The organism is Streptomyces sp. NPDC055962, from assembly GCF_042270185.1.
Classification (GTDB): domain Bacteria; phylum Actinomycetota; class Actinomycetes; order Streptomycetales; family Streptomycetaceae; genus Streptomyces.
In genome coordinates this window covers 632,782-655,775 of sequence record NZ_JBHJYN010000001.1, presented here as the reverse complement: position 1 = coordinate 655,775, position 22,994 = coordinate 632,782, and the positions used below count along the sequence as shown (strand labels likewise).

Genomic DNA, 22,994 nt, shown 5'->3' with positions numbered 1-22,994 from the left:
GTACGGCCCCGGCCCCCGCGAGGCGGGAACCGGGGCCGTACGAAGGTGACTGCGGCCGGTGATCAGCCTTCGGCCGACTCGGCGGCGGCCGCCGCGCGGGAGCGACGCCTGCGCGGCTTCGCGGGAGCCTCGCCGTCCGTGACGGCCTCGGCGACCGTGACGGCCTCCGCCGTGTCGGCGGCCGCGGCGCGCGGACGGCGACGGCGCGGCTTGGTCTCCACGGCGTCCTCGGCCGGGGCGGCGGTCGCGGTGGTGGCCACGGCCTCGGCCTTCGGCTTCGCGGCGGCGCGGGGACGCCGGCGCTTGGTCTCGGTCACGGGCTCCGAGACCGGCGCGATCTGGAAGTCGACCTCGTCGGCCGGCTTCACGACCCGGGTGCGGCGGCGCGGCCTGGTGGCCACGGGCTCCGCTGCGGGCGCGGCGATCGCCACGGTCTGGAAGTCGACGACCGGCTCGGCCGCCGGCACGGACGCGACGGCCGGCTTCGCGGCCGTGGTGCGGGCACGACGGCGGCGCGGCTTGGCCTCCGCGGCCGGCTCGGCGACCGGCGCGGCGACGACGGCCGGGGCCTCGGCCACGGCCACCGCGGCCTCGGCGACACCCTCGGTGACGGCGGCGCGGGTACGGCGCCGGCGGCGCGGGGTGCGCGGCTCCGGCGACTCCTCACCGGCCGGCTCGACGGCCGGCGCGGGCACGGTGACGGCGGCGGCCTCGTCGGGGGCGCTGCCGCCCCGCGTGCGGCGACGCTGACGCGGTGTGCGCGGCGGGCGCTCCTCGCGGGGGGCCGGGGCGGAGGCGGCGGACTTGCGGCCGCGGCCGCCGGTCTCGCCGAGGTCCTCGATCTCCTCCGCGCGCAGACCCGCACGGGTCCGCTCGGTGCGCGGCAGGACACCCTTGGTGCCGGCCGGGATGTTGAGGTCCTCGTACAGGTGCGGGGACGTGGAGTACGTCTCCGGCGGGTCCGGGAACTTCAGGTCCAGGGCCTTGTTGATCAGCTGCCAGCGCGGGATGTCGTCCCAGTCGACCAGCGTGATCGCGATGCCCTTGGCACCCGCGCGGCCGGTACGGCCGATGCGGTGGAGGTACGTCTTCTCGTCCTCCGGCGACTGGTAGTTGATGACATGGGTCACACCCTCGACGTCGATACCGCGCGCGGCGACGTCGGTGCAGACGAGGACGTCCACCTTGCCGTTGCGGAAGGCGCGCAGCGCCTGCTCGCGGGCGCCCTGGCCGAGGTCGCCGTGGACCGCGCCGGACGCGAACCCGCGCTTCTCCAGCTGCTCCGCGATGTCCGCGGCCGTGCGCTTGGTGCGGCAGAAGATCATCGCCAGCCCGCGGCCCTCGGCCTGCAGGATGCGGGAGACCATCTCCGGCTTGTCCATGTTGTGCGCGCGGTAGACGTGCTGGACCGTGTTCTTCACGGTCGTGCCCTCGTCGTCGGGCGACGTGGCGTTGATGTGCGTCGGCTGCGACATGTAGCGGCGGGCGAGGCTGATGACGGCACCGGGCATGGTGGCCGAGAAGAGCATCGTCTGGCGCTTGGGCGGCAGCATCGTGATGATGCGCTCGACGTCCGGCAGGAAGCCCAGGTCGAGCATCTCGTCGGCCTCGTCCAGGACGAGGGCGCGGACCTGCGAGAGGTCGAGCTTGCGCTGGCCGGCCAGGTCGAGCAGTCGGCCCGGGGTGCCGACGACCACGTCGACGCCCTTCTTGAGCGCCTCGACCTGGGGCTCGTACGCCCGGCCGCCGTAGATCGCGAGAACGCGGACGTTACGGGCCTTGCCGGCGGTCAGGAGGTCGTTGGTGACCTGCTGGCAGAGCTCACGGGTGGGGACGACGATCAGGGCCTGCGGTGCGTCCGTCAGCTTCTCGGGCGCGGCACGGCCGGCCTCGACGTCGGCGGGGACGGTCACGCGCTCGAGGAGCGGGAGGCCGAAGCCGAGCGTCTTGCCGGTGCCGGTCTTGGCCTGGCCGATGACGTCGGAGCCGGAGAGCGCCACGGGGAGCGTCATCTCCTGGATGGGGAAGGGGGACGTGATGCCGACAGCCTCGAGGGCTTCGGCCGTCTCGGTGAGGATTCCGAGGTCGCGGAAGGTAGTCAGGGTGCTGCCTCTTCTGTGAGACGCGGCCCGAGGCGAACGCTGGGGGTCGTACCGTGCCGGGGTTGGTCATCCGGCCGTGGATGGGCCGGGTGGCGCGGGACCACTGCCGTCGCTCGAGCGCTCGTGCCGCTGAGGGGGCCCCTCATCTGCGGTCGTACGTGGTGTACGCCCCGCGTGGAGGGCTGTCGGGTCGGAGCCGATCGGGCCACCGACCGGGCATCCTCATTCAAGGTCGCGCTTCTGGCACACCAAAATGCTCAGCAAGCGCAATACCACTGTACCCCGGATTCGCGCATGCGTGTTGGGCGAATTCATCGGAACGGTGTGATGTCTCCCGGTGACCAGGCCCTTCGGTCCCCCGTGGAGCGGGCTATTCTGCGCTCCATGGAGACGCCTGACAACGCCACTGCAGCAACCGAAGAAGCGCCCGCACCGACCGGAATCGCCGCCCAGGACTGGGCCACCGCGTCCGCCGACCCGCAGTACCGCGCCGCGGTCGTGGACCTGCTCGGCGCGCTCGCCTACGGGGAGCTCGCGGCCTTCGAGCGTCTCGCGGAGGATGCCAAACTCGCGCCGACACTCGGTGACAAGGCGGCGCTGGCGAAGATGGCGTCCGCGGAGTTCCATCACTTCGAGCAGCTGACCGACCGCCTCACGGCCGTCGAGGAGGCGCCCACGACGGCCATGGAGCCGTTCGCCAAGGCGCTCGACGACTTCCACCGCCAGACGGCGCCGTCCGACTGGCTGGAGGGGCTGGTCAAGGCCTACGTCGGCGACTCGATCGCCAGCGACTTCTACCGGGAGATCGCCGCCCGCCTGGACACGGACACCCGCTCCCTGGTGCTCTCCGTGCTCGACGACACGGGTCACGGGAACTTCGCGGTGGAGAAGGTGCGGGCCGCCATCGAGGCGGACCCCCGGGTCGGCGGCAGGCTCGCCCTGTGGGCGCGCAGGCTGATGGGCGAGGCGCTCTCGCAGGCCCAGCGGGTGGTCGCCGACCGCGACGCCCTCTCCACGATGCTCGTGGGCGGCGTGGCGGACGGCTTCGACCTCGCCGAGGTGGGCCGGATGTTCTCCCGGATCACCGAGGCGCACACCAAGCGGATGGCCGCGCTCGGTCTCGCGGCCTGAGCGGGCGGGCGGCGGGCCCTACTGGGCCGCGGCCGACCGGACCCGCCGCCCGCCCCGCGGGCGGATCAGCAGGGACAGGGTCACCGCGCCGACCAGTACGGCGCCCGCGGGCGTCGCCAGGACATGGCCGGAGCCCAGCGTCGAATGCGTCAGATAGGCGCCGAACAGGGCACCCAGCCCGCCCGTGACGAACACCACGCGGGAGGACGGGAGCCGCCCGTGCAGTGTGTGGAGCGCGACCCAGGACAGGGCGAGTCCGAGCACGACGGAGCTGATGGATTCCCAGAGCACAGAGGGGTCACCTCGCTTGGTGGGCACGGCGGTCTTCGGTCGTAGGCCGTCTTACCCGGGGCCCGCGGAACACAACCCTCCTGCGCTCGCGTGAACCCCACCGAGGGACGGATCGGGCGCAGGTCCGGCGGAGAAGAGGTGGAGGCCCGGCGGATTCGTCCGCCGGGCCTCCACCTCTGCTGCCGCGTCGCGCGGGCTACAGCGCGCCGAATCCCACCCGCCGGGTGCTGGGCTCGCCGATCTCCACGTAGGCGATCCGGTCGGCCGGCACCAGGACCTTGCGGCCCTTGTCGTCCGTGAGGCTGAGCAGCTGCGCCTTGCCGCTGAGCGCCTCGCCGACCGCGCTCTCGACCTCTTCGGCGGAAAGTCCGCTCTCCAGAACGATCTCGCGGGGCGTGTGCTGCACCCCGATCTTGACCTCCACGGCTATGTCCCTCCGACGGTCCGTCTCTGCGCGGTGAACCGCGCCGTACGCAGCACACATTAGCCCGGTGAAGGGACGGAGCACGGGTCGACCGGCAACGCCCGCAGCGAACACCGGGCGCGTGCCCGCCGGGGCTCAGTGCTGATCGACGCCGTGCAGCGGGAATCCCGCGATGCCCCGCCAGGCCAGCGAGGTGAGCAGCTGCACGGCGGTGTCGCGCGGAATGCCGGAGCGGCTGGAGAGCCAGTAGCGCGCCACGACCTGGGAGACACCGCCGAGGCCGACCGCGAGCAGCATCGATTCGTCCTTGGACAGGCCCGTGTCACCGGCGATGACGTCGGAGATGGCCTCCGCGCACTGCAGGGAGACCCGGTCGACCCGCTCGCGGACCGCCGGCTCGTTCGTCAGGTCGGACTCGAAGACCAGGCGGAACGCGCCGCCCTCGTCCTCCACGTACGCGAAGTAGGCGTCCATCGTCGCCTCGACGCGCATCTTGTTGTCCGTCGTCGAGGCGAGCGCCGTGCGGACCGCCAGGAGCAGTGACTCGCAGTGCTGGTCGAGCAGGGCGAGGTAGAGCTCCAGCTTGCCCGGGAAGTGCTGGTAGAGCACCGGCTTGCTGACGCCCGCCCGCTCGGCGATGTCGTCCATCGCCGCGGAGTGGTAGCCCTGCGCGACGAAGACCTCCTGGGCGGCGCCCAGCAGCTGATTGCGTCGGGCACGGCGAGGCAGCCGGGTGCCCCGCGGGCGCGCCGCCTCTGTCTGCTCGATGGCTGTCACGCCGCCTCCCAATGTCGTGGTCGAACACAGTCGTACCGTGCACGCTGCGCCGTGGGGCCATCGTACTTTTGAGTAACCCGGGTGTGCGCGGCGCGGACGCAGAATTTCACGGACCGGACGGCTGCGGTAGCCGCAGATTCGTCGGCCCGCGCCGCATAGCGGTGCGTTCTACCGGTAATCGTCCTCATCCTGTGTGATGACACGGGCCTGCTCCGCCGCATCCGCCTCGTTCGCCGTGCCGCGGTCGACGCCGCTGAGCGGTTCGTCGTGCTCCGGCCGGACGGGGGCCTGCTGTTCGGCGCTGTCGGCTTCCGGGGCTTCCGGGTCCGGCTCGTCCGGCTGGGGGTCCTCGAAGGTCTCCGGGTCGCTCGGGTCGACCGTCATGATGGCTCCCTTCCTTCCCTTGCAGCCTAGGAGCAACCCCGCACGGACGCTATGCGGCCTGTGACCGCGAACACATGAACCACCGCGTGATCGTCTCGTAACATTGCCGCATGTCTTCGACCGACCTGCCCGGTATCCAGGCCGCCGCCGCCGCGGTGGCCCCCACGGTCAGCGCCGTACGGGTCGCCGAGGGGGAGAAGCTGCGCTCCGTCGGGCTGCCCGGCCTCACCCTGACCGTCCGCACGCGTCCGGCGGAGGCGGCGGCCCCGGCCCCCGCCCTCTTCGTGCACGGGCTGGGCGGCTCCTCCCAGAACTGGTCGGCCCTGATGCCGCTGCTGGCGGACACCCTCGACAGCGAGGCGGTCGATCTGCCCGGGTTCGGGGACTCGCCGCCGCCGGACGACGGCAACTACTCCGTCACCGGACACGCCCGGGCGGTCATCCGGCTGCTGGACGCCGGCCGGCGCGGCCCCGTTCACCTTTTCGGGAATTCCCTGGGTGGCGCCGTTGCCACCCGGGTCGCCGCCGTACGGCCGGACCTGGTGCGCACCCTCACGCTGATCTCCCCCGCCCTGCCCGAGATCCGGGTCCAGCGGCCGGCCGTGCCGACCGCCCTCCTCGCACTCCCGGGCGTCGCATCCCTGTTCGCCAGGCTCACCCGTGACTGGACCGCCGAACAGCGGACCCGGGGCGCCATGGCACTCTGTTACGGCGATCCGGCACGAATCTCCGACGAAGCCTTCCGCCACGCGGTGGCCGAGATGGAGCGACGGCTGGAGCTGCCGTACTTCTGGGACGCCATGACGCGCTCGGCACGGGGCATCGTCGATGCCTACACGCTGGGAGGACAGCACGGGCTGTGGCGCCAGGCCGAGCGGGTGCTCGCACCGACCCTGCTGGTGTACGGCGGACGGGACCAGCTCGTCTCGTACCGGATGGCACGCAGGGCGTCCGCGGCCTTCCGCGACTCGCGCCTGCTGACACTGCCCGACGCCGGGCACGTGGCGATGATGGAGTACCCGGAGACGATCGCCCAGGCTTTCCGGGAACTGCTCGACGAACGCGGCGGGAGCTGATCCGGGGCGTGGGACGACACAGCCGAAAGGGCCCCGAGGCCAGACAGCGTGAGACCGGGGCCGTGGCCGGCGCCGGTGTGGAGCCCGGTACCGGCAGGCGCGGGCGGGACTCCGCCACGCCGCCTCCGCGGGAGGGGCACGGCCCGTTCCGCGACGCTCCGCAGGTGCGGGGCGGACACCCCGAACACCGGGAGCCCGGCGGTGGCTGGGGGGCCGCGCCGCAGCCGCCGTACGACAGCCGGAGGGATCCGGCGGGTCCGGGCGGACAGGACGTCTTCCGTGCCCGGCAGGCCGCCATCTCCAGGCAACGGGCGGCGCAGCAGGAGGCCGAGCGCCGCGCGCCGGGGCCGCGGACCGGCGGCGCCCCGCTGATACCGGGCCCGCGCAGGGAGTTCCTGGAGGCGTTCGACACCGCGCCCTCGCACCCCTCACCGCCCGTACCGCCCGAGGACGCGGCCCCGGCCTCCGCGGAGCCCGACGGGCCCGGCAGCGGCCCGTACGACGGGGAGGCGCGCACGGCGAAGGGCGGCAAGGGCCGGACCTTCACCGGGATCGCGGCCGCCGCCGTGACCACGGTGCTCGCCGTCGTGGTGGCCGGACAGGTGGCGCAGGACCCGGGGAGCACGGGCGACGGCTCCCAGCCGGCGGGTGTCGACCGGCAGGGGTCGGAGGACGCCTCCCGCTCGGTGGACCGCCCCACCCCCCAGGTGCAGCGGCAGGACGTCCAGCCCCAGTCGTACGCGCAGAAGATGGCCACCGCCTTCCCGCTGGCACCGGACCTGAAGGGATCCGGGTCGTTCGAGGCGGTCGCGGGGCTGGCGAAGGCTCCCGGCAAGGGGCACAAGTACCGGTACCGGATCGACGTCGAGAAGGGACTCGGCCTCGACGCCGGGCTGTTCGCCGAAGCCGTGCAGAAGACGCTGAACGACGACCGCAGCTGGGCGCACAACGGCGCCATGACCTTCGAGCGGATCTCCTCCGGCGAGCCCGACTTCGTGATCACCCTCGCGAGTCCGGGGACCACCGGGGTCTGGTGCGAGAAGTCCGGCCTGGACACCACGGAGGACAACGTCTCCTGCGACTCGGCCGCCACCGACCGGGTGATGATCAACGCGTACCGATGGGCGCAGGGGGCCTCGACCTTCGGCAAGGACAAGCTCCTGCCCTACCGTCAGATGCTGATCAACCACGAGGTCGGCCACCGGCTGGGACACAACCATGTGAGCTGCCGCACCCCTGGGGCCCTCGCGCCCGTGATGCAGCAGCAGACCAAGACCCTGGACATCGACGGCATCAAGTGCCGGCCCAACCCCTGGGTCCATCCCGGAAGTTGACCGGCGAGGGAGGCGCTCTGTCCGCACTGTGGGACAGGCGTCTCACTGCGCGTTGACATCGGGGGAGGGGTCGTTCATATTTCTCCGCATGTCACGCAGCCCCGCATCCTCCGAGCGCGCCGCCCTTGAGCTGGCGCTCCTCGGCGTGGCCGGGCACTGCGTAGCCGACATTCTCTGTCGCTGACGCCTGCCCGCGCGCGTCGGCCTCCCGACGAGCCCCTCCGTGGGCTCCTCGGACCCCTTCCTCCGCCGCGCCCGGGCGTACTCCGCCCGCAGGCGCGGCCTTTCGGTATCCGGCTCCCTCCCCCCGCACCGGGGGCGGGACCGGCTGCGCCCGTGCGGGATCCGTTCCCTCCCCTGCCGCAGCACACCGAGAGGTCATCTTCCGATGAGTCAGCCGTCCGTCATATCGCGCCGCGTGGCAACCACCGCCGCCGTCAGTCTCGCCCTGGTCGCCGGTCTCGCGGCCTGCGCGGGGCCCCAGGGGGACGGGGGGAGCGGCGGCAGGTCCGGCGCCTCGGGCAAGCCGCAGAAGGGGGGCACCCTCACGGTCCTCAACAGCAACCCGCAGGAGGACTTCGACCCGGCGCGGCTCTACACCTCCGGCGGCGGCAACGTCCCCTCCCTCGTCTTCCGCACGCTGACCACCCGCAACCGCGAGAACGGTGCGGCGGGTGCCGAGGTCGTCCCCGACCTCGCCACCGACCTGGGCACGCCCAGCAAGAACGCCACCGTCTGGACGTACACCCTCAAGGACGGGCTGAAGTACGAGGACGGCACCGCGATCACCAGCGCGGACATCAAGTACGGCATCGAGCGGTCCTTCGCCGCCGAACTCTCCGGCGGCGCACCGTACCTGCGCGACTGGCTGATCGGCGGGGCCGACTACCAGGGCCCGTACAAGGACGAGAAGGGGCTCGACTCGATCGAGGTACCGGACGAGAAGACCATCGTCTTCCATCTGAACAAGCCCGAGGGCGAGTTCCCCTACCTCGCCACCCAGACCCAGACGACCCCGGTGCCCAAGGCCAAGGACAAGGGCACCAAGTACGAGGAGCACCCGGTCTCCTCGGGTCCGTACAAGGTCGTGTCGAACGAGAACGACGGTGAGCGGCTCGTCCTGGAGCGCAACCCGCACTGGTCGCCCGCCACGGACGAGGAGCGCAAGGCCTACCCGGACAGGATCGACGTACGGTCCGGCCTGGACTCCGCCGTCATCAACCAGCGGCTGTCGGCCTCGCAGGGCGTCGACGCCGCGGCCGTCACCACCGACACCAACCTCGGCCCGGCAGAGCTCGCCAAGGTGTCGGGCGACAAGAAGCTCGCCGCCCGCGTCGGCACCGGCCACTTCGGCTACACGAACTACATCGCCTTCAACCCGAAGGTGAAGCCGTTCGACGACCCGAAGGTGCGCCAGGCGATCTCGTACGCCGTCGACCGCTCCTCGGTGATCAACGCGGCGGGCGGCTCGTCCCTGGCCGAGCCGGCCACCACCTACCTGCCGAACCAGAAGTCCTTCGGCTACACGGCCTACGACCACTTCCCGGCGGGCGAGACCGGCAACGCCGCGAAGGCCAAGGAGCTGCTGAAGGAGGCCGGTCACCCCAACGGCCTGAAGGTCACCCTCACGCACTCCAACGACAAGGACTTCGAGACCAGCCCGGAGATCGCCACGGCGCTCCAGGCCGCCCTCAAGAAGGCCGGCATCACCGTCGAGCTGAAGGGGCTGGAGGGCAACGACTACTCCGACACCATCCACAGCGCGTCCAAGGAGCCGGGCTTCTTCCTCGCCCACTGGGGTGCCGACTGGCCCTCGGGCGGCCCGTTCCTCGCGCCGATCTTCGACGGACGGCAGATCGTGAAGGACGGTGCCAACTTCAACACCGGCTTCCTGAACGACGCGTCGGTGAACAAGGAGATCGACGAGATCAACAAGCTCACCGACCTGGACGCCGCCGCCCGGCGCTGGGGCGCCCTCGACAAGAAGATCGGTGAGCAGGCGCTGACCGTGCCGCTCTTCCACCCGGTCTACAAGCGGCTCTACGGCCAGGACGTCAAGAACGTCGTCATCAGCGACTGGACCGGCGTTCTCGACATCTCCCAGGCCGCGGTCAAGTAGTCATGTCGGAAGCACTTCTGGTCCAGGAGGCGGGAGCGGCGCCGGTCGCCGCCCCCGCCTCGGGGGCCCGGCAGTTCTGGCTGCGGCTGCGCGCACAACGCGCGGCCGCCGTCGCGGCGGTCGTGGTCCTCCTGCTCCTCCTGACCGCGATCGGCGCGCCTTTGCTCGCCGCACTCGCGGGCCAGGACCCCCAGACCTACCACCCCGACCTCGTCGACTCGGCGGCCGGCGGGGTCCCCATCGGCTCCTTCGGGGGCATCGGCGCGGACCACTGGCTGGGCGTCGAACCCCAGACGGGCCGCGACCTCTTCGCCCGCGTCGTGTACGGGGCCCGGGTCTCCCTCGGCGTCGCCTTCGCGGCCACCGTCCTCCAGGTCACCATCGGCGTGATCGTGGGGCTGATGGCAGCCCTCGGCAGCCGCTGGGTCGACCAGGTCCTCAGCCGGATCACCGACATCAACGTCGCCCTGCCGCTCATGGTCATCGCCCTGGGACTGCTTGCGATCGTGCCGCCCTCCTTCCCCCGGCCCGTGCTGATCGCCCTGGTCATCGGCGGCATCAACTGGGCCGGCACGTCCAAGATCGTCCGGGCCCAGGCGCTCGCCCTGAAGTCCCTCGACTTCGTCTCCGCCGCACAGCTGGCCGGACGCGGACGCTGGAGCATCGCCCGGCGGGAACTGCTGCCCTCGCTCGCCGCGCCCGTCATCACCTACGCCGCGCTGCTCTTTCCCGTCAACATCACGGTGGAGGCCGCCCTGTCCTTCCTCGGCGTCGGCATCAAACCGCCCACGCCGTCCTGGGGGCAGATGCTCACGGAGGCCGACACCTGGTACCAGTCGGCCCCCACCTACCTCCTGATCCCCGCCGGGCTGCTCTTCGTGACCGTGCTCGCCCTGACCGTCCTCGGTGAGGGCGTCCGCACGGCACTCGACCCGCGGGCCGCCTCCCGGCTGCGGATCGGCACCGGGCGCGAGAAGCGCGCGGAACGCACGAAGGAGCAGACGTCGTGACCGGGTTCCTCCTGCGGCGGCTCGGCGGCGCCGTCTTCGTCCTCCTCTCCCTGACCGTCATCCTGTACGCGGTCTTCTACGTGGCCCCCGGCGACGTCGCCCAGATCGCCTGCGGTCCGCGCTGCTCACCCGCCCAGGTCGCCCAGGTCACCGAGCAGCTCCGGCTCGACGACCCGGTGTACACGCAGTACGGGCACTTCCTCCAGGGCATCGTCGCCGGGCGGGACTTCTCCACCGGTACGGGCACGGACCACTGCCCCGCGCCCTGCCTCGGGGTGTCCTACCAGAGCGACCAGCAGGTCACGCGGCTGATCCTGACCAAGCTGCCGGTCACCGGCTCGCTCGTCGTCGGCGCCTTCGTCCTCTGGATCCTGCTCGGCGTGGGCACCGGGGTCCTGTCCGCGTGGCGCCGCGGCCGGATCACCGAGCGGGTCCTCACCTGGCTCACCCTGGCCGGGACGGCCACGCCCGTCTTCGTCATCGGGCTGCTGCTCATCATCGTCTTCTGCTCCACGCTCCAGTGGCTGCCGTCGCCGACGTACGTGCCGTTCACCGAGGACCCCGAGCAGTGGGCCTGGGGTCTCCTGCTGCCCTGGGTCTCCCTGGCGCTCATCGAGTCCGCCAAGTACGCGCGGCTGACCAGGAGCTCCATGCTGGAGACGCTCGCCGAGGACCATGTGCGCACCTTCCGCGCGTACGGCGTCGGGGAACGCGCGGTCATCGGGAGGCACGCCCTGCGGGGCGCCCTCGCCCCGGTGATCGCGCTCAGCGCGCTCGACGTCGGCTCCATGTTCGGCGGCGCGGTCCTCACCGAGTCCCTCTTCGGGATCCCGGGCATCGGGCGCGAACTGGTCCACGCGGTCAAGGTCGTCGACCTGCCCGTGGTCGTCGGCATGGTGCTGGTGACCGGCTTCTTCGTGGTGCTCGCCAATGCCGTCGCGGACATGCTGTACGCGCTGGCCGACCGACGGGTGGTCCTGTCATGACAACACCGCTGGTCCAGGTCGAGGACCTCACCGTCGACTTCGGCGACGTCCGGGCCGTGGACGGGATCTCCTTCACGCTGGAGGCGGGCGCGGCCCTCGGCGTCGTCGGCGAGTCCGGCTCCGGCAAGAGTGCGACGGCGTCCGCCCTGCTCGGACTCCACCGGGGCACGGGCGCCCGGGTCACCGGCACCGTCCGCGTCGCCGGCACCGACGTGGGCACCGCGGACGAGGCCGGACTGCGGGCCCTGCGGGGAGCGAAGGCGGCGATGGTCTTCCAGGACCCGCTCTCCTCGCTCGACCCGTACTACGCGGTCGGCGACCAGATCGCCGAGGTGTACCGGGTGCACAACTCCGTCTCCAGGCGAGCGGCGCGGGCCCGGGCCGTCGAGGTCCTGGACCGGGTCGGCATCCCGGACGCGGCCCGCCGCGCCCGGTCCCGGCCGCACGAGTTCTCCGGGGGGATGCGGCAGCGGGCCCTCATCGCGATGGCCCTGGCCTGCGAGCCCCGGCTCATCGTGGCGGACGAGCCGACCACCGCCCTCGACGTCACCGTGCAGGCCCAGATCCTGGACCTGCTGCACGACCTGCGCCGCGAGACGGGCATGGGCCTGCTGCTGGTCACCCACGACGTCGGTGTCGCCGCGGAGAGCGTGGACGACGTCCTGGTGATGCGGCACGGCCGCGCGGTGGAGCGCGGCCCGGTCGCCGAGGTGCTGGGGGCGCCCCGGCAGCCGTACACCCGCGAGCTCCTGGCGTCGGTGCCCCGGATCGAGGAGAAGCGGGTCCAGGTCCCCCGTCCGAGGACGGCGCCCGCGGACGCCGAGCCGCTCCTCGAAGCCGTCGGCCTCCGGCGCGAGTTCGGCCGGGGCGCCGGCCGGGTCGCCGCGGTGGACGGGGTCTCGCTCACCGTGCACGCCGGGGAGACCCTCGGCATCGTGGGGGAGAGCGGCAGCGGCAAGACGACCCTCGGGCGCATGCTCGTGCGGCTGCTCGACCCGACGGACGGCAGCCTCCGGTACGGGGGCAGGGAGATCGGCGGGCTGCCGGAGCGGGACATCCGTCCGTTCCGCCGGGAGCTCCAGATGGTCTTCCAGGATCCCGTCGCCTCGCTCAACCCGCGCCGCTCGATCGGTGAGTCCGTGGCGGACCCGCTCCGCGCGGCGGGGGAGCAGGACGAGTCCCGGATCCGGGACCGCGTGCGCGAACTGCTGGAACGGGTCGGGCTCGACCCCGGCCGGTACGAGCGCCATCCGCACGAGTTCAGCGGCGGGCAGCGCCAGCGGATCGGTATCGCGCGGGCGCTCGCCGCCGAGCCCCGCCTGATCGTCTGCGACGAGCCGGTCTCCGCGCTCGACGTCACGACCCAGGCGCAGGTGATCTCCCTGCTCGCGGAGCTCCAGGGGGAACTGGGCATCGGGCTCGTCTTCATCGCCCACGACCTGGCCGTCGTACGGCAGGTCAGCGACCGCGTGGCGGTGATGCGGCGGGGCCGCGTCGTCGAGCAGGGCACCGTCGACGAGGTGTACGGATCACCGCGCGACCCGTACACCAAGCAGCTCCTGGCAGCGGTACCCGCCCTCGATCCGGCGCGTGCCGCGGAACGCCGTGCGGCCCGCGCGGAGCTGGCCGCAGCCTGACGCAGCGTCACCGAACCCTCCGTGTTCGCAACAGAACGCGACTGAGGCGGGAAAGTTACGCCGGTTCACCCCTTTCGGTGGTGCGACGGACAACCGTCCGTCGCACCACCTCTGTATCCGCATACGGTCGTCCCGCTGCGAGTCGCCGATCAACGGCGGCCGCCCACAAGGGAGATCGGGGGTGTGCTCGTGCGGATCGGACTCCTCACGGACGGTGGTTATCCGTATGCGACCGGTGAGTCCAGACTCTGGTGCGACCGCCTGGTGCGCGGCCTGCCCCAGCACGAGTTCGACCTCTTCGCGCTCAGCCGCTCCGCCGACCAGGAACAACAGGGCTGGGTCCGGCTCCCCGACCGGGTCGGGCGGGTGCGTACGGCGCCGATGTGGACCCACGGCGAGGACGCGCTGCATCCCGGCCGTCCCAGAGGCGTCACGGGCAGACTCGCCACCGGCCTCGGGCGCTCGTACGGGCGTCGGGACCGGCGGCGCTTCACGGCGCACGCGACGGCGCTCGTCGGTGCGGTCTGCTCGGGTACGGAGACCGGGCCGGAAGCCGACGGCGCGGACGCCGCGACGGCCTCCCGCCTCTTCACGGACGGCCTCTACGGCCTCGCCGAACTGGCCCGGGAGCGCGGCGGGCTGCCGGCAGCCCTGCGCTCCGAGACGACCGTGCGCATCGTGGAGTCCGCCTGCCGTGCCCCGGGGACGGGGAGGACCGTCCACAGCGCGACCGTGCCCGACTACCTCGCCTTCGCGGCGGAGCTGGAGCGTGCCCTGCGCCCCCTCTCCCTGGACTGGTACGACGAGGACGGGCTCGGCGAGGTCGACCTCTGCCACGCGGCCTCCGGCGGCGCGGCGGCCCTTCCGGGACTGCTGGCCAAACGCTTCTTCGGCGTACCGCTGCTGGTGACGGAGCACGGGGTCCCGCTGCGCGCCCACTACCTCGCCGCGCCCGAAGCGGAGCTCGGCGCACCCGTGCGCGCCCTGCTCGCCAACTTCCACGGGCTGCTCGCCTCCGAGGTGTACCGGCAGGCCGCGCTCATCACCCCCGGCAACACCCATGTGCGCCGCTGGCAGGAGCGGTTCGGCGCCGACCGGGACAAACTGCGCACGGTCTACCCCGGGATGGAGGCCGAGCGCTTCGGGGCCGTGGGCGATGCCGACGACGGGGGCGGGCCCGGCACGCTCGTGTGGATCGGGCGGATCGAGCCGGCCAAGGACCTGATCGCCCTGCTCCACGCGTTCGCCGAGGTGCGCAGGGCCGAGCCGGACGCCCGGCTGCGGATCTTCGGCGCCCCGGTCCAGGGGAGCGAGGGCGAGACCTACCTGGCCCACTGCCGGGCCCTCGCCGCCCAGCTCTTCCCCGACGAGGCCGCGGACGCCCATGCCGAGGGCGACAACCCGGTCACCTTCGAGGAGATCGGCGGCCCCGAGGTGCCCGACCTCGCGGAGGCATACGCGGCGGGCGGTGTCGTCGTGCTGTCCAGCGTCGTCGAGGGCTTTCCCATCAGCCTGGTGGAAGCGATGTTCTGCGGCCGGGCCACCGTCTCGACGGACGTGGGAGCCGTGGTCGAGATCGTCGGCGGCACGGGTCTGGTGGTGCCCCCGCGCAATCCGCGGGCGCTCGCCGACGCCTGTGTCGCGCTCCTGCGCGACCACGAGCGCCGTGCGCGCCTGGGCGCGGCGGCGCGGGCCAGGGCCCTCGAACTCTTCACCGTAGAACAGAACCTGACGGCGTTCCGGGGGATCTACCTGGACCTGGTGAGCCACGCCCCCGCCCGTTGGGCCCCACCTGGCGGCCCCCGGGGGGCGGCCGGCCCGCCGCGTCCCTTCGCCACACCTCCGGAGGCCCATGTGCGGGGAGACCTGCTCCCGGAGCCGGTCCCCGCGGGTGCCCGGGCGGCCCGGGTGCCGAGCTGGGCCGTCGGCGCGGAGGGCGTGTGCGCGGGCGCACGCGGTGCGGGGGACGGCGATGCGTGACGAGACGAGCGGCCACGACCACGGAGGAGCCCCGATGGGCAGACCGACCGACGCCTCTCCCCCGGACTCCGGGGGAGAGGCGACGGGCGAAGGGCCGGGGGCGGTCCGTTCCGCCGTACGGGCACCCGAGATCGCCTACCACCCGGCCCGCAGACCCGCGGTCCGGCGCGGACCCGCGGACCCCGTCAAGGTGCTCATGCACCGGCACCGGGACCTCTGCGAGCGTGCCGTGGACCCTCTGGAGATCGCCGCCGGTCTGGAGGCCCACGGGCTCACCGACAGGGTCGCCGCGCGCTACCGGCACCGCGACGTCTTCTCGCTCGCCGAGGAGCTCTACGCCCGCGTGCCCGGCGCGGGCCGGCACGCCCCCCGCACCCCCCGGCCACGGCCGTACCCGGGCAGCGGGACACGGGCCGGATGGACACTCTCGGCGCTGCTGCCCGGCGCCGCCTGCCTCGCGACCGCGGGGACGCTCAGGGCCACCGAGGGGGTGCTCGGCGGCGGGGCCCGTTTCGCGGTGACCGCCGCCGGCGCGCTTCTGGTCCTCCTCGGGCTCCGGCTCTGCCTGCGCGGCGGTCCACTGCGCGCGCCGCACGGCACCGGAGGAGTCGCGCTGTACGTCTGCTGGCTCCTCGGCTACGTCGTGTACGGCGAGGACCTGCTGGCCCAGGTCGTCAGCGGCGGCCCCGACGGTCACTGGACGGCCGCCCCCGCCCCCTTGCTCGGGCTGGCGCTCGCCCTCGCCCCCGCGGCCTGGTGCGCCCACCTCTTCGCCGGACACGCGCGCCACCGGCTCGCCGGCTCCCACGCCCTGTCCGAGTTCGGCGCCGGCGTGCGCCCCCTGCTCTTCGGCGTCGTGGCGCTCTTCCTCTGCGCGCTGACCGCGCTGCTGTACCTCGCCGACCTCGGCCACCCCGGCCCGGGGAGCAGCCCGGCGGGCCCGGCGGCTCTCGGCGCCCTGCTCCTCCTGGCCCGGCTGCTGGCCGTCCACGGCTTCCCGGAACCCGCGGCCACCGGACTCGCCGCGGCCTGCGCCGTCGAAGTGGCGGCCCCCTTCCTGGTCCTGGCCGGGCGGCTGCCCGGACTCGACCTCCTCGCCCGGCCCGTCGACGCCGTCGTCGCCGCGGCCGGCCCCGGCGGCGTCCAGATCCTCGCCTGCGGCCTCGCCGCGTCCGGGCTGCTGATCCACGCATCGGTCACGCTCACCCGGGCGTCCGCCCACGCCTCGGCCTGAGGGCCCGCTCCACCCCGCGGAGCCGACGCCGCGGGTTTCCCGTACCGCACCACCTTCCTCAAGGAGACACCGGACATGACCCCCCAATCCCCCGCACCGGCAGCGTGCCGTCGGCACCGAGGGGGTGCGCGATGAGGGTTCTGCTGCTCGGAGCCAACGGATTCCTCGGCCGCTTCGTCGCCGACCGCCTGCTCGCCGACCCCGCGGTGCACCTCACGGCCCTCGGCCGCGGCGACGACGCCGACGTGCGCTTCGACCTCGCCGGCGGCAGCCCCGGAGCGCTCACCCGCTTCCTGGACGCCGTCCACCCCGGGGTCGTCGTCAACTGCGCGGGCGCCACCCGCGGAGGCGCCCGGGACCTGACGCGCCACAACACCGTCGCCGTGGCCACGGTCTGCGAGGCCATGCGCCGCAGCGGGTGCAGCGCACGGCTCGTCCAGGTCGGCTGCGCCTCCGAGTACGGGCCCTCGCAGCCCGGCTCGTCCACCGCCGAGGATGCGGTGCCCCGCCCCGGCGGCCCGTACGGCGTCAGCAAGCTCGCCGCGACGGAGCTGGTCCTCGGCTCCGGACTCGACGCGGTCGTGCTGCGGGTCTTCTCCCCGGTGGGCCCCGGGACCCCGGCCGGCTCCCCGCTCGGCCGGCTCGCCGAGACGATGCGCCGTGCCATGCAGTCCGGCGACCCCGAGCTCAAGCTCAGCGGCCTCGGGGTGCAGCGCGACTTCGTCGACGTACGCGACGTGGCCCGCGCCGTGCACGCGGCCTCGCTCTCCGCCGCCCAGGGCGTCGTCAACATCGGCACCGGCCGGGCCGTTCGGCTGCGCGACGCGGCGGCGGTCCTCGCCCGGGTCGCCGGATACGCGGGCGCGCTCCACGAGCTCGACGCGCCCCCCGCCCGGCTTCCCATCGGTGCGCCCCGGGCCTCCACCGAGTCGGTCGTGGAGCACCTCGCGGCGACCCCCTCCCCTTACCCCGACGGCTGCGGCGCCTGGCAGCAGGCCGATGTGCGTACCGCGCGCGACCGGCTCGGGTGGCGTCCCAGGATCAACCTGGAGGAGTCGCTCGCCGACATCTGGATGGAGGCGGCGTGCCGTATCTGACCGGCACCGGATCCACCCTGCGCAAGGGCGCCGCGGAACAGCTCGGCGTCGGCGTGCCCGGGTACGCCCATCCGCTGCTGGCGCCCGCCGAATGGGCCGGTCTCAACCGGCCCGGCACCCCGCTGCACTGGGCGGTCCTCAACATCGACAACGGGCCGGGTGCCCGGCCCGACCCGCACTGCCTGGAGGCGGCCGGGCGGCTGCGCAACGCCCGTGAGCGGGCTCTGCACGGGGAGGTGCCGGACGACACCGTCCGGGCCGCGGGGGGAAGGCTGCTCGGCCACATCGACCTGGCCCACGGCAGCCGCCCCTTCGGCGAGCTGGTCGCCGACGCCCAGTCCTACCTCGACTGGTACCGCGTCGGCGGTTTCTACCTGGACCACTGCCCGGCCGAACGCGACGGCCTCCCGGCCGTCCGCCGGCTGACCAGCACCCTCGCCGCCCTGCTCGCCGACAGCGACAGCGCGGACGAGGAGGGAGGACGGCTGGTCCTGGGCCACGGCACCCACCCGCACCCCGGGTACGCCGAAGCGGCCGACCAACTGGTCACCTTCCGGGGCGCCTGGACCGACTACCGCTGGTCGCAGGTGGCCGAGTGGACCGCCTCGTACCCACCGGGCCGCTTCGCGCACTTCGTCCACGGGGTCCCGCGCACCCACCTGGAGGAGGCCATGCGCATCGCCCGCTGGCAGGGCGCGGGCACGATCTTCTTCACGGACCGGGACGGGGCGAAGGGGCAAAGCGACCCATTCGCGGCACTGCCCAGCTACTGGGACGAATTCGTCTCGCGGATCGGACCCGGTATCTCGGAATGAGGAGCGGCGTGGCAGTGTTACGGGAGAACAACCGTACGTAGATGAAGTACGTAGAAACCGACCACCTGCATTGTTGAGGTTCCTGTGTCGCTGCCACCCCTGGTCGAGCCAGCTGCTGAGCTCACCGTCGACGAGGTCCGCAGGTACTCCCGCCACCTGATCATCCCGGATGTCGGGATGGACGGACAGAAGCGGCTGAAGAACGCGAAGGTGCTCTGTGTGGGCGCCGGCGGCCTCGGCTCGCCGGCCCTGATGTACCTGGCCGCGGCCGGTGTCGGCACGCTCGGTATCGTCGAGTTCGACGAGGTCGACGAGTCGAACCTGCAGCGCCAGATCATCCACAGCCAGGCCGACATCGGCAAGTCCAAGGCCCAGTCGGCCAAGGAGACCGTGCAGGGGATCAACCCCCTGGTGAACGTCATCCTTCACGAGGAACGGCTCGAAGCCGAGAACGTGATGGACATCTTCGCCGAGTACGACCTGATCGTGGACGGCACGGACAACTTCGCCACCCGCTATCTGGTCAACGACGCCGCGGTCCTGCTGAACAAGCCGTACGTCTGGGGCTCGATCTACCGCTTCGACGGCCAGGCGTCCGTCTTCTGGTCGGAGCACGGTCCCTGCTACCGCTGCCTCTACCCGGAGCCGCCGCCCCCGGGCATGGTTCCGTCCTGCGCCGAGGGCGGTGTCCTGGGCGTGCTCTGCGCGTCCGTCGGCTCCATCCAGGTCAACGAGGCCATCAAGCTGCTCGCCGGTATCGGTGACCCGCTCGTCGGCCGTCTGATGATCTACGACGCGCTGGAGATGCAGTACCGCCAGGTGAAGGTCCGCAAGGACCCCGACTGCGCGGTCTGCGGCGAGAACCCCACCGTCACCGAGCTCATCGACTACGAGGCCTTCTGCGGCGTCGTGTCCGAGGAGGCCCAGGAGGCGGCGGCCGGTTCCACGATCACTCCCAAGCAGCTCAAGGAGTGGATCGACGGCGACGAGAAGATCGAGATCATCGACGTCCGCGAGCCGAACGAGTACGAGATCGTCGCGATCCCGGGCTCCCGGCTGATCCCGAAGAACGAGTTCCTGATGGGCAACGCCCTCCAGGACCTGCCGCAGGACAGGCGCATCGTCCTGAACTGCAAGACCGGTGTCCGCAGTGCCGAGGTCCTCGCGGTCCTCAAGTCGGCGGGCTTCGCCGACGCGGTGCACGTCGGCGGCGGCGTCATCGGCTGGGTCAACCAGATCGAGCCGGAGAAGCCGGTCTACTAGACCCGCGGCACGACGTACGAAGGGGCCGGCTCCGGCGACGGGGCCGGCCCCTTCGCGTGCCCTGGCGCGGTCAGGAGCAGACGTGCCCGTCCGCCGGGACCTTCCCCCTCAGGAAGTAGGCGTCGACAAGTGAGGTCACGCACCTGCTCCTGCCGTAAGCGCCGTGCCCCTCGCCCTCGTTGGTCAGCAGGATCCCGACGCCCTCGCCCAGTTCGTCGGCCATCCGCCGCGCTCCCTCGTAGGGGGTGGCCGGGTCGCCCGTCGTACCGACGACGAGGATCGGAGCGGCTCCCTGGGCGCTCGCCTCGGGGGTGTCGTGCTCCCCTTCGACCGGCCACCCCGCACACCAGCCGGCCGTGTCCCAGGCCAGGAACGGGCCGAAGACCGGGGACAGCCTGCGGAACCCGGGGAGCAGCGCCCGGGCCTCGGCAGCCGTCGGCCTCGCCTTCGCGTCCGCGCAGGAGATCGCTCGCTGCGAGTGGCTCTGGGTGCCGTAGTGCCCCTGCCCGTCGCGGTTGTTGTACGAGTCGGCGAGGCGGAGCAGCCGGTCGCCCCTGCCCCTGTTCCCGGCCTCGTCGAGCGCGGCCGTGAGGGCCGGCCAGCTGCTCCTGGAGTAGAGGGGGGCCACGATGCCGAGGACGGCGAGGGACTCGTTGAGCTCACGGCCGGACGAGGTCGGCAGCGGGTGCCCGTCGATCCGTCCGAGCAGCGCCGCCACGCGCCGCGTGCCCGCCGCGGGGGCCTCGCCCCGGGACTTCAGATAGTTCTCCAGGGCGCGCTGGAAGCCCGTCGCCTGGTTGCGGGCATGGCCCACCGTGTCCGCCGTCGGGTCGACGACGGCGTCCAGCACGAAACGTCCCACCGACTCCGGGAAGAGGTGCGCGTAGGTCCCGCCGAGCTCCGTGCCGTAGGAGATGCCGAAGTACGACAGCTTCTCGTCCCCGAGCGCGCGGCGGATCGCGTCCATGTCGCGGGCTGCGTTCGTGGTGCCGACATGGGGGAGGAGCCGGCCGGAGAGCCGTACGCAGCCGGCCGCGAAGTCCCTGCCGTCGGCGATGAACGCGGCTTCCTCCGCCGGTGTCTCCGGGGTCATGTCGACCTCGCGGTAGGCCTTCTCCTGCTCCTCGTCGCCCCGGCAGCGCACCCCGGAACTGGCCGCGACCCCGCGCGGGTCGAACCCCACCAGGTCGTAGCGGGTGTTGAGCCTCCCGTACGCGGAGGCGGCGCGCGGCAGGATGTCCACTCCGGAGCCGCCGGGTCCGCCGAAGTCGAAGAGCATCGAGCCGAGCCGCTCGCTCCTCTTCGTGGCCGCCCTGCGGATCAGGGCGATGCCGATCGTCTCCCCGCCCGGCTCCGCGTGGTCCAGGGGCACGTCGAGGGTCGCGCACCGCCACGCTGAACCGGGCGCGGTGCCACCCTCCGGCGCGCCGCAGCGCCTCCACTCCAGCGGCCGGCCCAGGGCGGAGGTGTTCCCGGCCGGCTTCTCCGACGCCCGGGGCGACGGGCCCTTCGACGACTGCGGGGGCGCCGGAGCGCTGTCGCACCCCGAGAGGGCCGCCGTCACCAGCAGGGCCGCTCCGGCGAGCGCCGCGCCTGCGCGGGCCCGTCCACGTACGCGCATGGGCGCGCTCCCTCCCCGTGCCCGGCGGGGACGCCCGGACAGGTCCGGTGTCCCCGATGTCCTGACGTCCAACGAGCGGTCACTCGCAGACCGTTCCCGACTTCGGCACCTTCCCCGCGAGCAGATAGCTGTCCACGGCCCTCTGCACACACGTGCTGCCGCCGTTGTACGCGCCGTGGCCCTCGCCCTTGTACGTGAGCTCGATGCCGACCCCCTTGCCGAGTTCGGCTGCCATCGCCTTCGCGCCGGCGTACGGCGTCGCCGGGTCACCGGTGTTGCCGATGACCAGGATCGGGGCCGAGCCGGGCGCGCTGACGTCCGGGGTCTCCCAGGCACCCGCGACCGGCCAGCCCGTGCAGGCCATGAGTCCCCAGCCCAGGTAGTCGCCGAACACGGGGGACGCCTCGCGGAACCGGGGGAGCGCCTTACGGGTCTGCTCCAGGGTGTACCGCTGCTTGGAGTCCGCACAGTTGACGGCCGCGTTGGCGGCGTTCGAGTTGTCGTAGTGCCCGTCCTCGGAGCGGCCGTTCAGCGAGTCGGCGAGGGCGAGCAGCAGTCCGCCGTTGCCGCCGTCCGCCTCGTCGAGGCCCTGTTCGAGCAGCGGCCACGTCTCCTTGGAGTAGAGCGCCGAGGCGATGCCGGTGGTGGCCTGGGTCTCCGTCAGTTCCCTCTCCCCGAGCCCCGGGACGGGCTTCTTCTCCAGCTTCGCGAGCAGACCGGCGATCCAGTCCTGGACCTCCTGGGAGGTGGCTCCCGGGAGCTTGCAGTCGTCCCGCCCGGCGCAGTCGGCCGTGAAGTTGTCCAGGGCGAGCTGGAACCCCTCGGCCTGGCCGATCGAGGACTCCAGGGAGTCCTCCGTCGGGTCGACCACCGCGTCCAGGACGGCCCGGCCGACGTTCTTCGGATACAGGTGTGCGTAGACGCCGCCCAGTTCGGTGCCGTACGAGATCCCGAAGTAGTACAGCTTGTCGTCGCCGAGCACCTGGCGCAGCAGGTCCATGTCCCGGGCCGCGTTCGTCGTGCCGACGTAGGGGAGTTCGTCGCCGGAGTTGTCCTCGCAGTCCGCGATGTACGCCTTCTGGTCGTCGACGAACGCCTTCTCCTCCTCGGAGTCGTCCGGGGTGCCGTCCTGTTCGTACCGGGCGTCGAGCGTCTCGTCGTCCGAGCACTCGACGCCCTCGCTGCGTCCGACCCCGCGCGGGTCGAAGCTGACCAGGTCGTAGCGGGTGCGGAGCGTGTCGTAGTCGGTGCCGAAGGAGGGCAGGGTGGCGACGCCGGAGGCGCCCGGGCCGCCGAAGTTGAAGATCAGCGAGCCGATCCGCCGGTCCTGGTTCCTGGCGACCGCGCGGATGAGCGCCAGCTCGATGGTCCGGCCCCCAGGGTCCCCGTAGTCGAGGGGCGCGTCCATGAAAGAGCACTGCCAGGACGTCCCGCCCGGGAGCGGCGAGGGGGACGTGCCGCTGCCCTGGGCCGCGTTGGGGGCCGGGCAGGGCTGCCAGTCGAGCTTCTGGGAGGACAGCTTCTCCGGTGTCGCCGTCGGCGATGCCGTCGACGCCGCCGAGGGTGTCGCCTTCTCCGTCCCTCCGTCGTCGTCCGAGCAGGCCGCCAGCGGGAGCAGCGCGGTGGCGGTGGCGACGAGGGCAGCGGCACGCAGAGCGGGAGAGGTCCTCATGACCCCATCGTGCGGCGGGGCGCGGGGGAGCGCGCGGGGCG

General features: G+C 72.8%; 20 protein-coding genes. 13 read left to right on the top strand and 7 right to left on the bottom strand.

Going from position 1 to position 22,994, the window contains the following annotated elements:
* Nucleotides 1-62: 62 nt before the first annotated feature.
* Nucleotides 63-2,012, bottom strand: coding sequence for a DEAD/DEAH box helicase (locus ACFC51_RS02895; RefSeq protein ID WP_376380135.1), 1,950 nt, complete (start codon nucleotides 2,010-2,012; stop codon nucleotides 63-65).
* Between the two features lie 474 nt (nucleotides 2,013-2,486).
* Between ACFC51_RS02895 and ACFC51_RS02890 the strand changes: the two genes are divergently transcribed.
* A complete protein-coding gene (locus tag ACFC51_RS02890) occupies nucleotides 2,487-3,233 on the top strand; it encodes a ferritin-like fold-containing protein (protein ID WP_376380137.1) in 747 nt (248 codons plus the stop codon).
* An 18-nt stretch (nucleotides 3,234-3,251) separates the two neighbouring features.
* On the opposite strand, the gene ACFC51_RS02885 is transcribed toward ACFC51_RS02890, so the two are convergent.
* The 4 genes from ACFC51_RS02885 to ACFC51_RS02870 form a co-directional block, all read right to left on the bottom strand.
* On the bottom strand, nucleotides 3,252-3,524 hold the full coding sequence (locus tag ACFC51_RS02885) for a hypothetical protein (protein WP_376380140.1): 273 nt from the start codon (nucleotides 3,522-3,524) through the stop codon (nucleotides 3,252-3,254).
* A 196-nt stretch (nucleotides 3,525-3,720) separates the two neighbouring features.
* Nucleotides 3,721-3,948 (bottom strand): DUF3107 domain-containing protein, encoded by a 228-nt coding sequence (locus ACFC51_RS02880; protein WP_056793994.1) that lies wholly within the window; start codon nucleotides 3,946-3,948, stop codon nucleotides 3,721-3,723.
* 135 nt (nucleotides 3,949-4,083) lie between these two features.
* On the bottom strand, nucleotides 4,084-4,725 hold the full coding sequence (locus tag ACFC51_RS02875; RefSeq protein WP_376376993.1) for a TetR/AcrR family transcriptional regulator: 642 nt from the start codon (nucleotides 4,723-4,725) through the stop codon (nucleotides 4,084-4,086).
* 168 nt (nucleotides 4,726-4,893) lie between these two features.
* Nucleotides 4,894-5,109 (bottom strand): hypothetical protein, encoded by a 216-nt coding sequence (locus tag ACFC51_RS02870; RefSeq protein ID WP_376376991.1) that lies wholly within the window; start codon nucleotides 5,107-5,109, stop codon nucleotides 4,894-4,896.
* A 110-nt stretch (nucleotides 5,110-5,219) separates the two neighbouring features.
* Here ACFC51_RS02870 and ACFC51_RS02865 point away from each other — a divergent pair, with 110 nt between their 5' ends.
* From ACFC51_RS02865 to moeZ, 12 genes are all read left to right on the top strand, one after another.
* Nucleotides 5,220-6,185, top strand: a complete 966-nt coding sequence (locus ACFC51_RS02865; RefSeq protein WP_376526694.1) for an alpha/beta fold hydrolase — start codon at nucleotides 5,220-5,222, stop codon at nucleotides 6,183-6,185.
* Between the two features lie 8 nt (nucleotides 6,186-6,193).
* On the top strand, nucleotides 6,194-7,519 hold the full coding sequence (locus ACFC51_RS02860) for a DUF3152 domain-containing protein (RefSeq protein WP_376526691.1): 1,326 nt from the start codon (nucleotides 6,194-6,196) through the stop codon (nucleotides 7,517-7,519).
* 88 nt (nucleotides 7,520-7,607) lie between these two features.
* Nucleotides 7,608-7,703 carry an Ms4533A family Cys-rich leader peptide gene (locus tag ACFC51_RS02855; RefSeq protein ID WP_315985674.1) on the top strand — a complete coding sequence of 32 codons (96 nt, stop codon included), beginning with the start codon at nucleotides 7,608-7,610 and terminating at the stop codon, nucleotides 7,701-7,703.
* A gap of 204 nt (nucleotides 7,704-7,907) precedes the next feature.
* On the top strand, nucleotides 7,908-9,638 hold the full coding sequence (locus tag ACFC51_RS02850) for an ABC transporter substrate-binding protein (protein ID WP_376526688.1): 1,731 nt from the start codon (nucleotides 7,908-7,910) through the stop codon (nucleotides 9,636-9,638).
* A 2-nt stretch (nucleotides 9,639-9,640) separates the two neighbouring features.
* Nucleotides 9,641-10,648, top strand: a complete 1,008-nt coding sequence (locus ACFC51_RS02845; RefSeq protein WP_376526685.1) for an ABC transporter permease — start codon at nucleotides 9,641-9,643, stop codon at nucleotides 10,646-10,648.
* The gene (locus tag ACFC51_RS02840; protein ID WP_376376981.1) at nucleotides 10,645-11,634 is read left to right on the top strand and encodes an ABC transporter permease; all 990 of its coding nucleotides are present in this window, start codon (nucleotides 10,645-10,647) and stop codon (nucleotides 11,632-11,634) included. Before ACFC51_RS02845 ends, ACFC51_RS02840 begins: the two co-directional genes overlap by 4 nt.
* Nucleotides 11,631-13,271 (top strand): ABC transporter ATP-binding protein, encoded by a 1,641-nt coding sequence (locus ACFC51_RS02835; RefSeq protein ID WP_376526682.1) that lies wholly within the window; start codon nucleotides 11,631-11,633, stop codon nucleotides 13,269-13,271. Before ACFC51_RS02840 ends, ACFC51_RS02835 begins: the two co-directional genes overlap by 4 nt.
* Nucleotides 13,272-13,460: 189 nt before the next feature.
* Entirely contained in the window at nucleotides 13,461-15,251 is a 1,791-nt protein-coding gene (locus ACFC51_RS02830; RefSeq protein ID WP_376527053.1) for a DUF3492 domain-containing protein, read from the top strand.
* A 34-nt stretch (nucleotides 15,252-15,285) separates the two neighbouring features.
* Nucleotides 15,286-16,485 carry a hypothetical protein gene (locus ACFC51_RS02825; protein WP_376526679.1) on the top strand — a complete coding sequence of 400 codons (1,200 nt, stop codon included), beginning with the start codon at nucleotides 15,286-15,288 and terminating at the stop codon, nucleotides 16,483-16,485.
* A 131-nt stretch (nucleotides 16,486-16,616) separates the two neighbouring features.
* The gene (locus ACFC51_RS02820; protein WP_376376975.1) at nucleotides 16,617-17,582 is read left to right on the top strand and encodes an NAD-dependent epimerase/dehydratase family protein; all 966 of its coding nucleotides are present in this window, start codon (nucleotides 16,617-16,619) and stop codon (nucleotides 17,580-17,582) included.
* Nucleotides 17,570-18,397: a spherulation-specific family 4 protein gene (locus ACFC51_RS02815; protein WP_376526676.1), complete on the top strand. Its 828-nt coding sequence runs from the start codon at nucleotides 17,570-17,572 to the stop codon at nucleotides 18,395-18,397. Before ACFC51_RS02820 ends, ACFC51_RS02815 begins: the two co-directional genes overlap by 13 nt.
* An 84-nt stretch (nucleotides 18,398-18,481) precedes the next feature.
* On the top strand, nucleotides 18,482-19,660 hold the full coding sequence (moeZ, locus tag ACFC51_RS02810; RefSeq protein WP_376376971.1) for an adenylyltransferase/sulfurtransferase MoeZ: 1,179 nt from the start codon (nucleotides 18,482-18,484) through the stop codon (nucleotides 19,658-19,660).
* Between the two features lie 70 nt (nucleotides 19,661-19,730).
* Here the strand turns inward: moeZ and ACFC51_RS02805 are convergent, their stop codons facing one another.
* Nucleotides 19,731-21,281, bottom strand: a complete 1,551-nt coding sequence (locus tag ACFC51_RS02805; RefSeq protein WP_376526673.1) for an alpha/beta hydrolase — start codon at nucleotides 21,279-21,281, stop codon at nucleotides 19,731-19,733.
* 79 nt (nucleotides 21,282-21,360) lie between these two features.
* A complete protein-coding gene (locus tag ACFC51_RS02800; RefSeq protein ID WP_376376967.1) occupies nucleotides 21,361-22,953 on the bottom strand; it encodes an alpha/beta fold hydrolase in 1,593 nt (530 codons plus the stop codon).
* Between the last annotated feature and the right edge of the window lie 41 nt (nucleotides 22,954-22,994).

What these genes read in the sequence shown, in the direction of transcription:
- ACFC51_RS02895 (WP_376380135.1), bottom strand. Translation starts at nt 2,012, where the DNA reads ATGACGCTCCCCGTGGCGCTCTCCGGCTCCGACGTCATCGGCCAGGCC.
- ACFC51_RS02890 (WP_376380137.1), top strand. Translation starts at nt 2,487, where the DNA reads ATGGAGACGCCTGACAACGCCACTGCAGCAACCGAAGAAGCGCCCGCA.
- ACFC51_RS02870 (WP_376376991.1), bottom strand. Translation starts at nt 5,109, where the DNA reads ATGACGGTCGACCCGAGCGACCCGGAGACCTTCGAGGACCCCCAGCCG.
- ACFC51_RS02865 (WP_376526694.1), top strand. Translation starts at nt 5,220, where the DNA reads ATGTCTTCGACCGACCTGCCCGGTATCCAGGCCGCCGCCGCCGCGGTG.
- ACFC51_RS02855 (WP_315985674.1), top strand. Translation starts at nt 7,608, where the DNA reads ATGTCACGCAGCCCCGCATCCTCCGAGCGCGCCGCCCTTGAGCTGGCG.
- ACFC51_RS02850 (WP_376526688.1), top strand. Translation starts at nt 7,908, where the DNA reads ATGAGTCAGCCGTCCGTCATATCGCGCCGCGTGGCAACCACCGCCGCC.
- ACFC51_RS02845 (WP_376526685.1), top strand. Translation starts at nt 9,641, where the DNA reads ATGTCGGAAGCACTTCTGGTCCAGGAGGCGGGAGCGGCGCCGGTCGCC.
- ACFC51_RS02835 (WP_376526682.1), top strand. Translation starts at nt 11,631, where the DNA reads ATGACAACACCGCTGGTCCAGGTCGAGGACCTCACCGTCGACTTCGGC.
- ACFC51_RS02825 (WP_376526679.1), top strand. Translation starts at nt 15,286, where the DNA reads ATGGGCAGACCGACCGACGCCTCTCCCCCGGACTCCGGGGGAGAGGCG.
- ACFC51_RS02820 (WP_376376975.1), top strand. Translation starts at nt 16,617, where the DNA reads ATGAGGGTTCTGCTGCTCGGAGCCAACGGATTCCTCGGCCGCTTCGTC.
- ACFC51_RS02805 (WP_376526673.1), bottom strand. Translation starts at nt 21,281, where the DNA reads ATGCGCGTACGTGGACGGGCCCGCGCAGGCGCGGCGCTCGCCGGAGCG.
- ACFC51_RS02800 (WP_376376967.1), bottom strand. Translation starts at nt 22,953, where the DNA reads ATGAGGACCTCTCCCGCTCTGCGTGCCGCTGCCCTCGTCGCCACCGCC.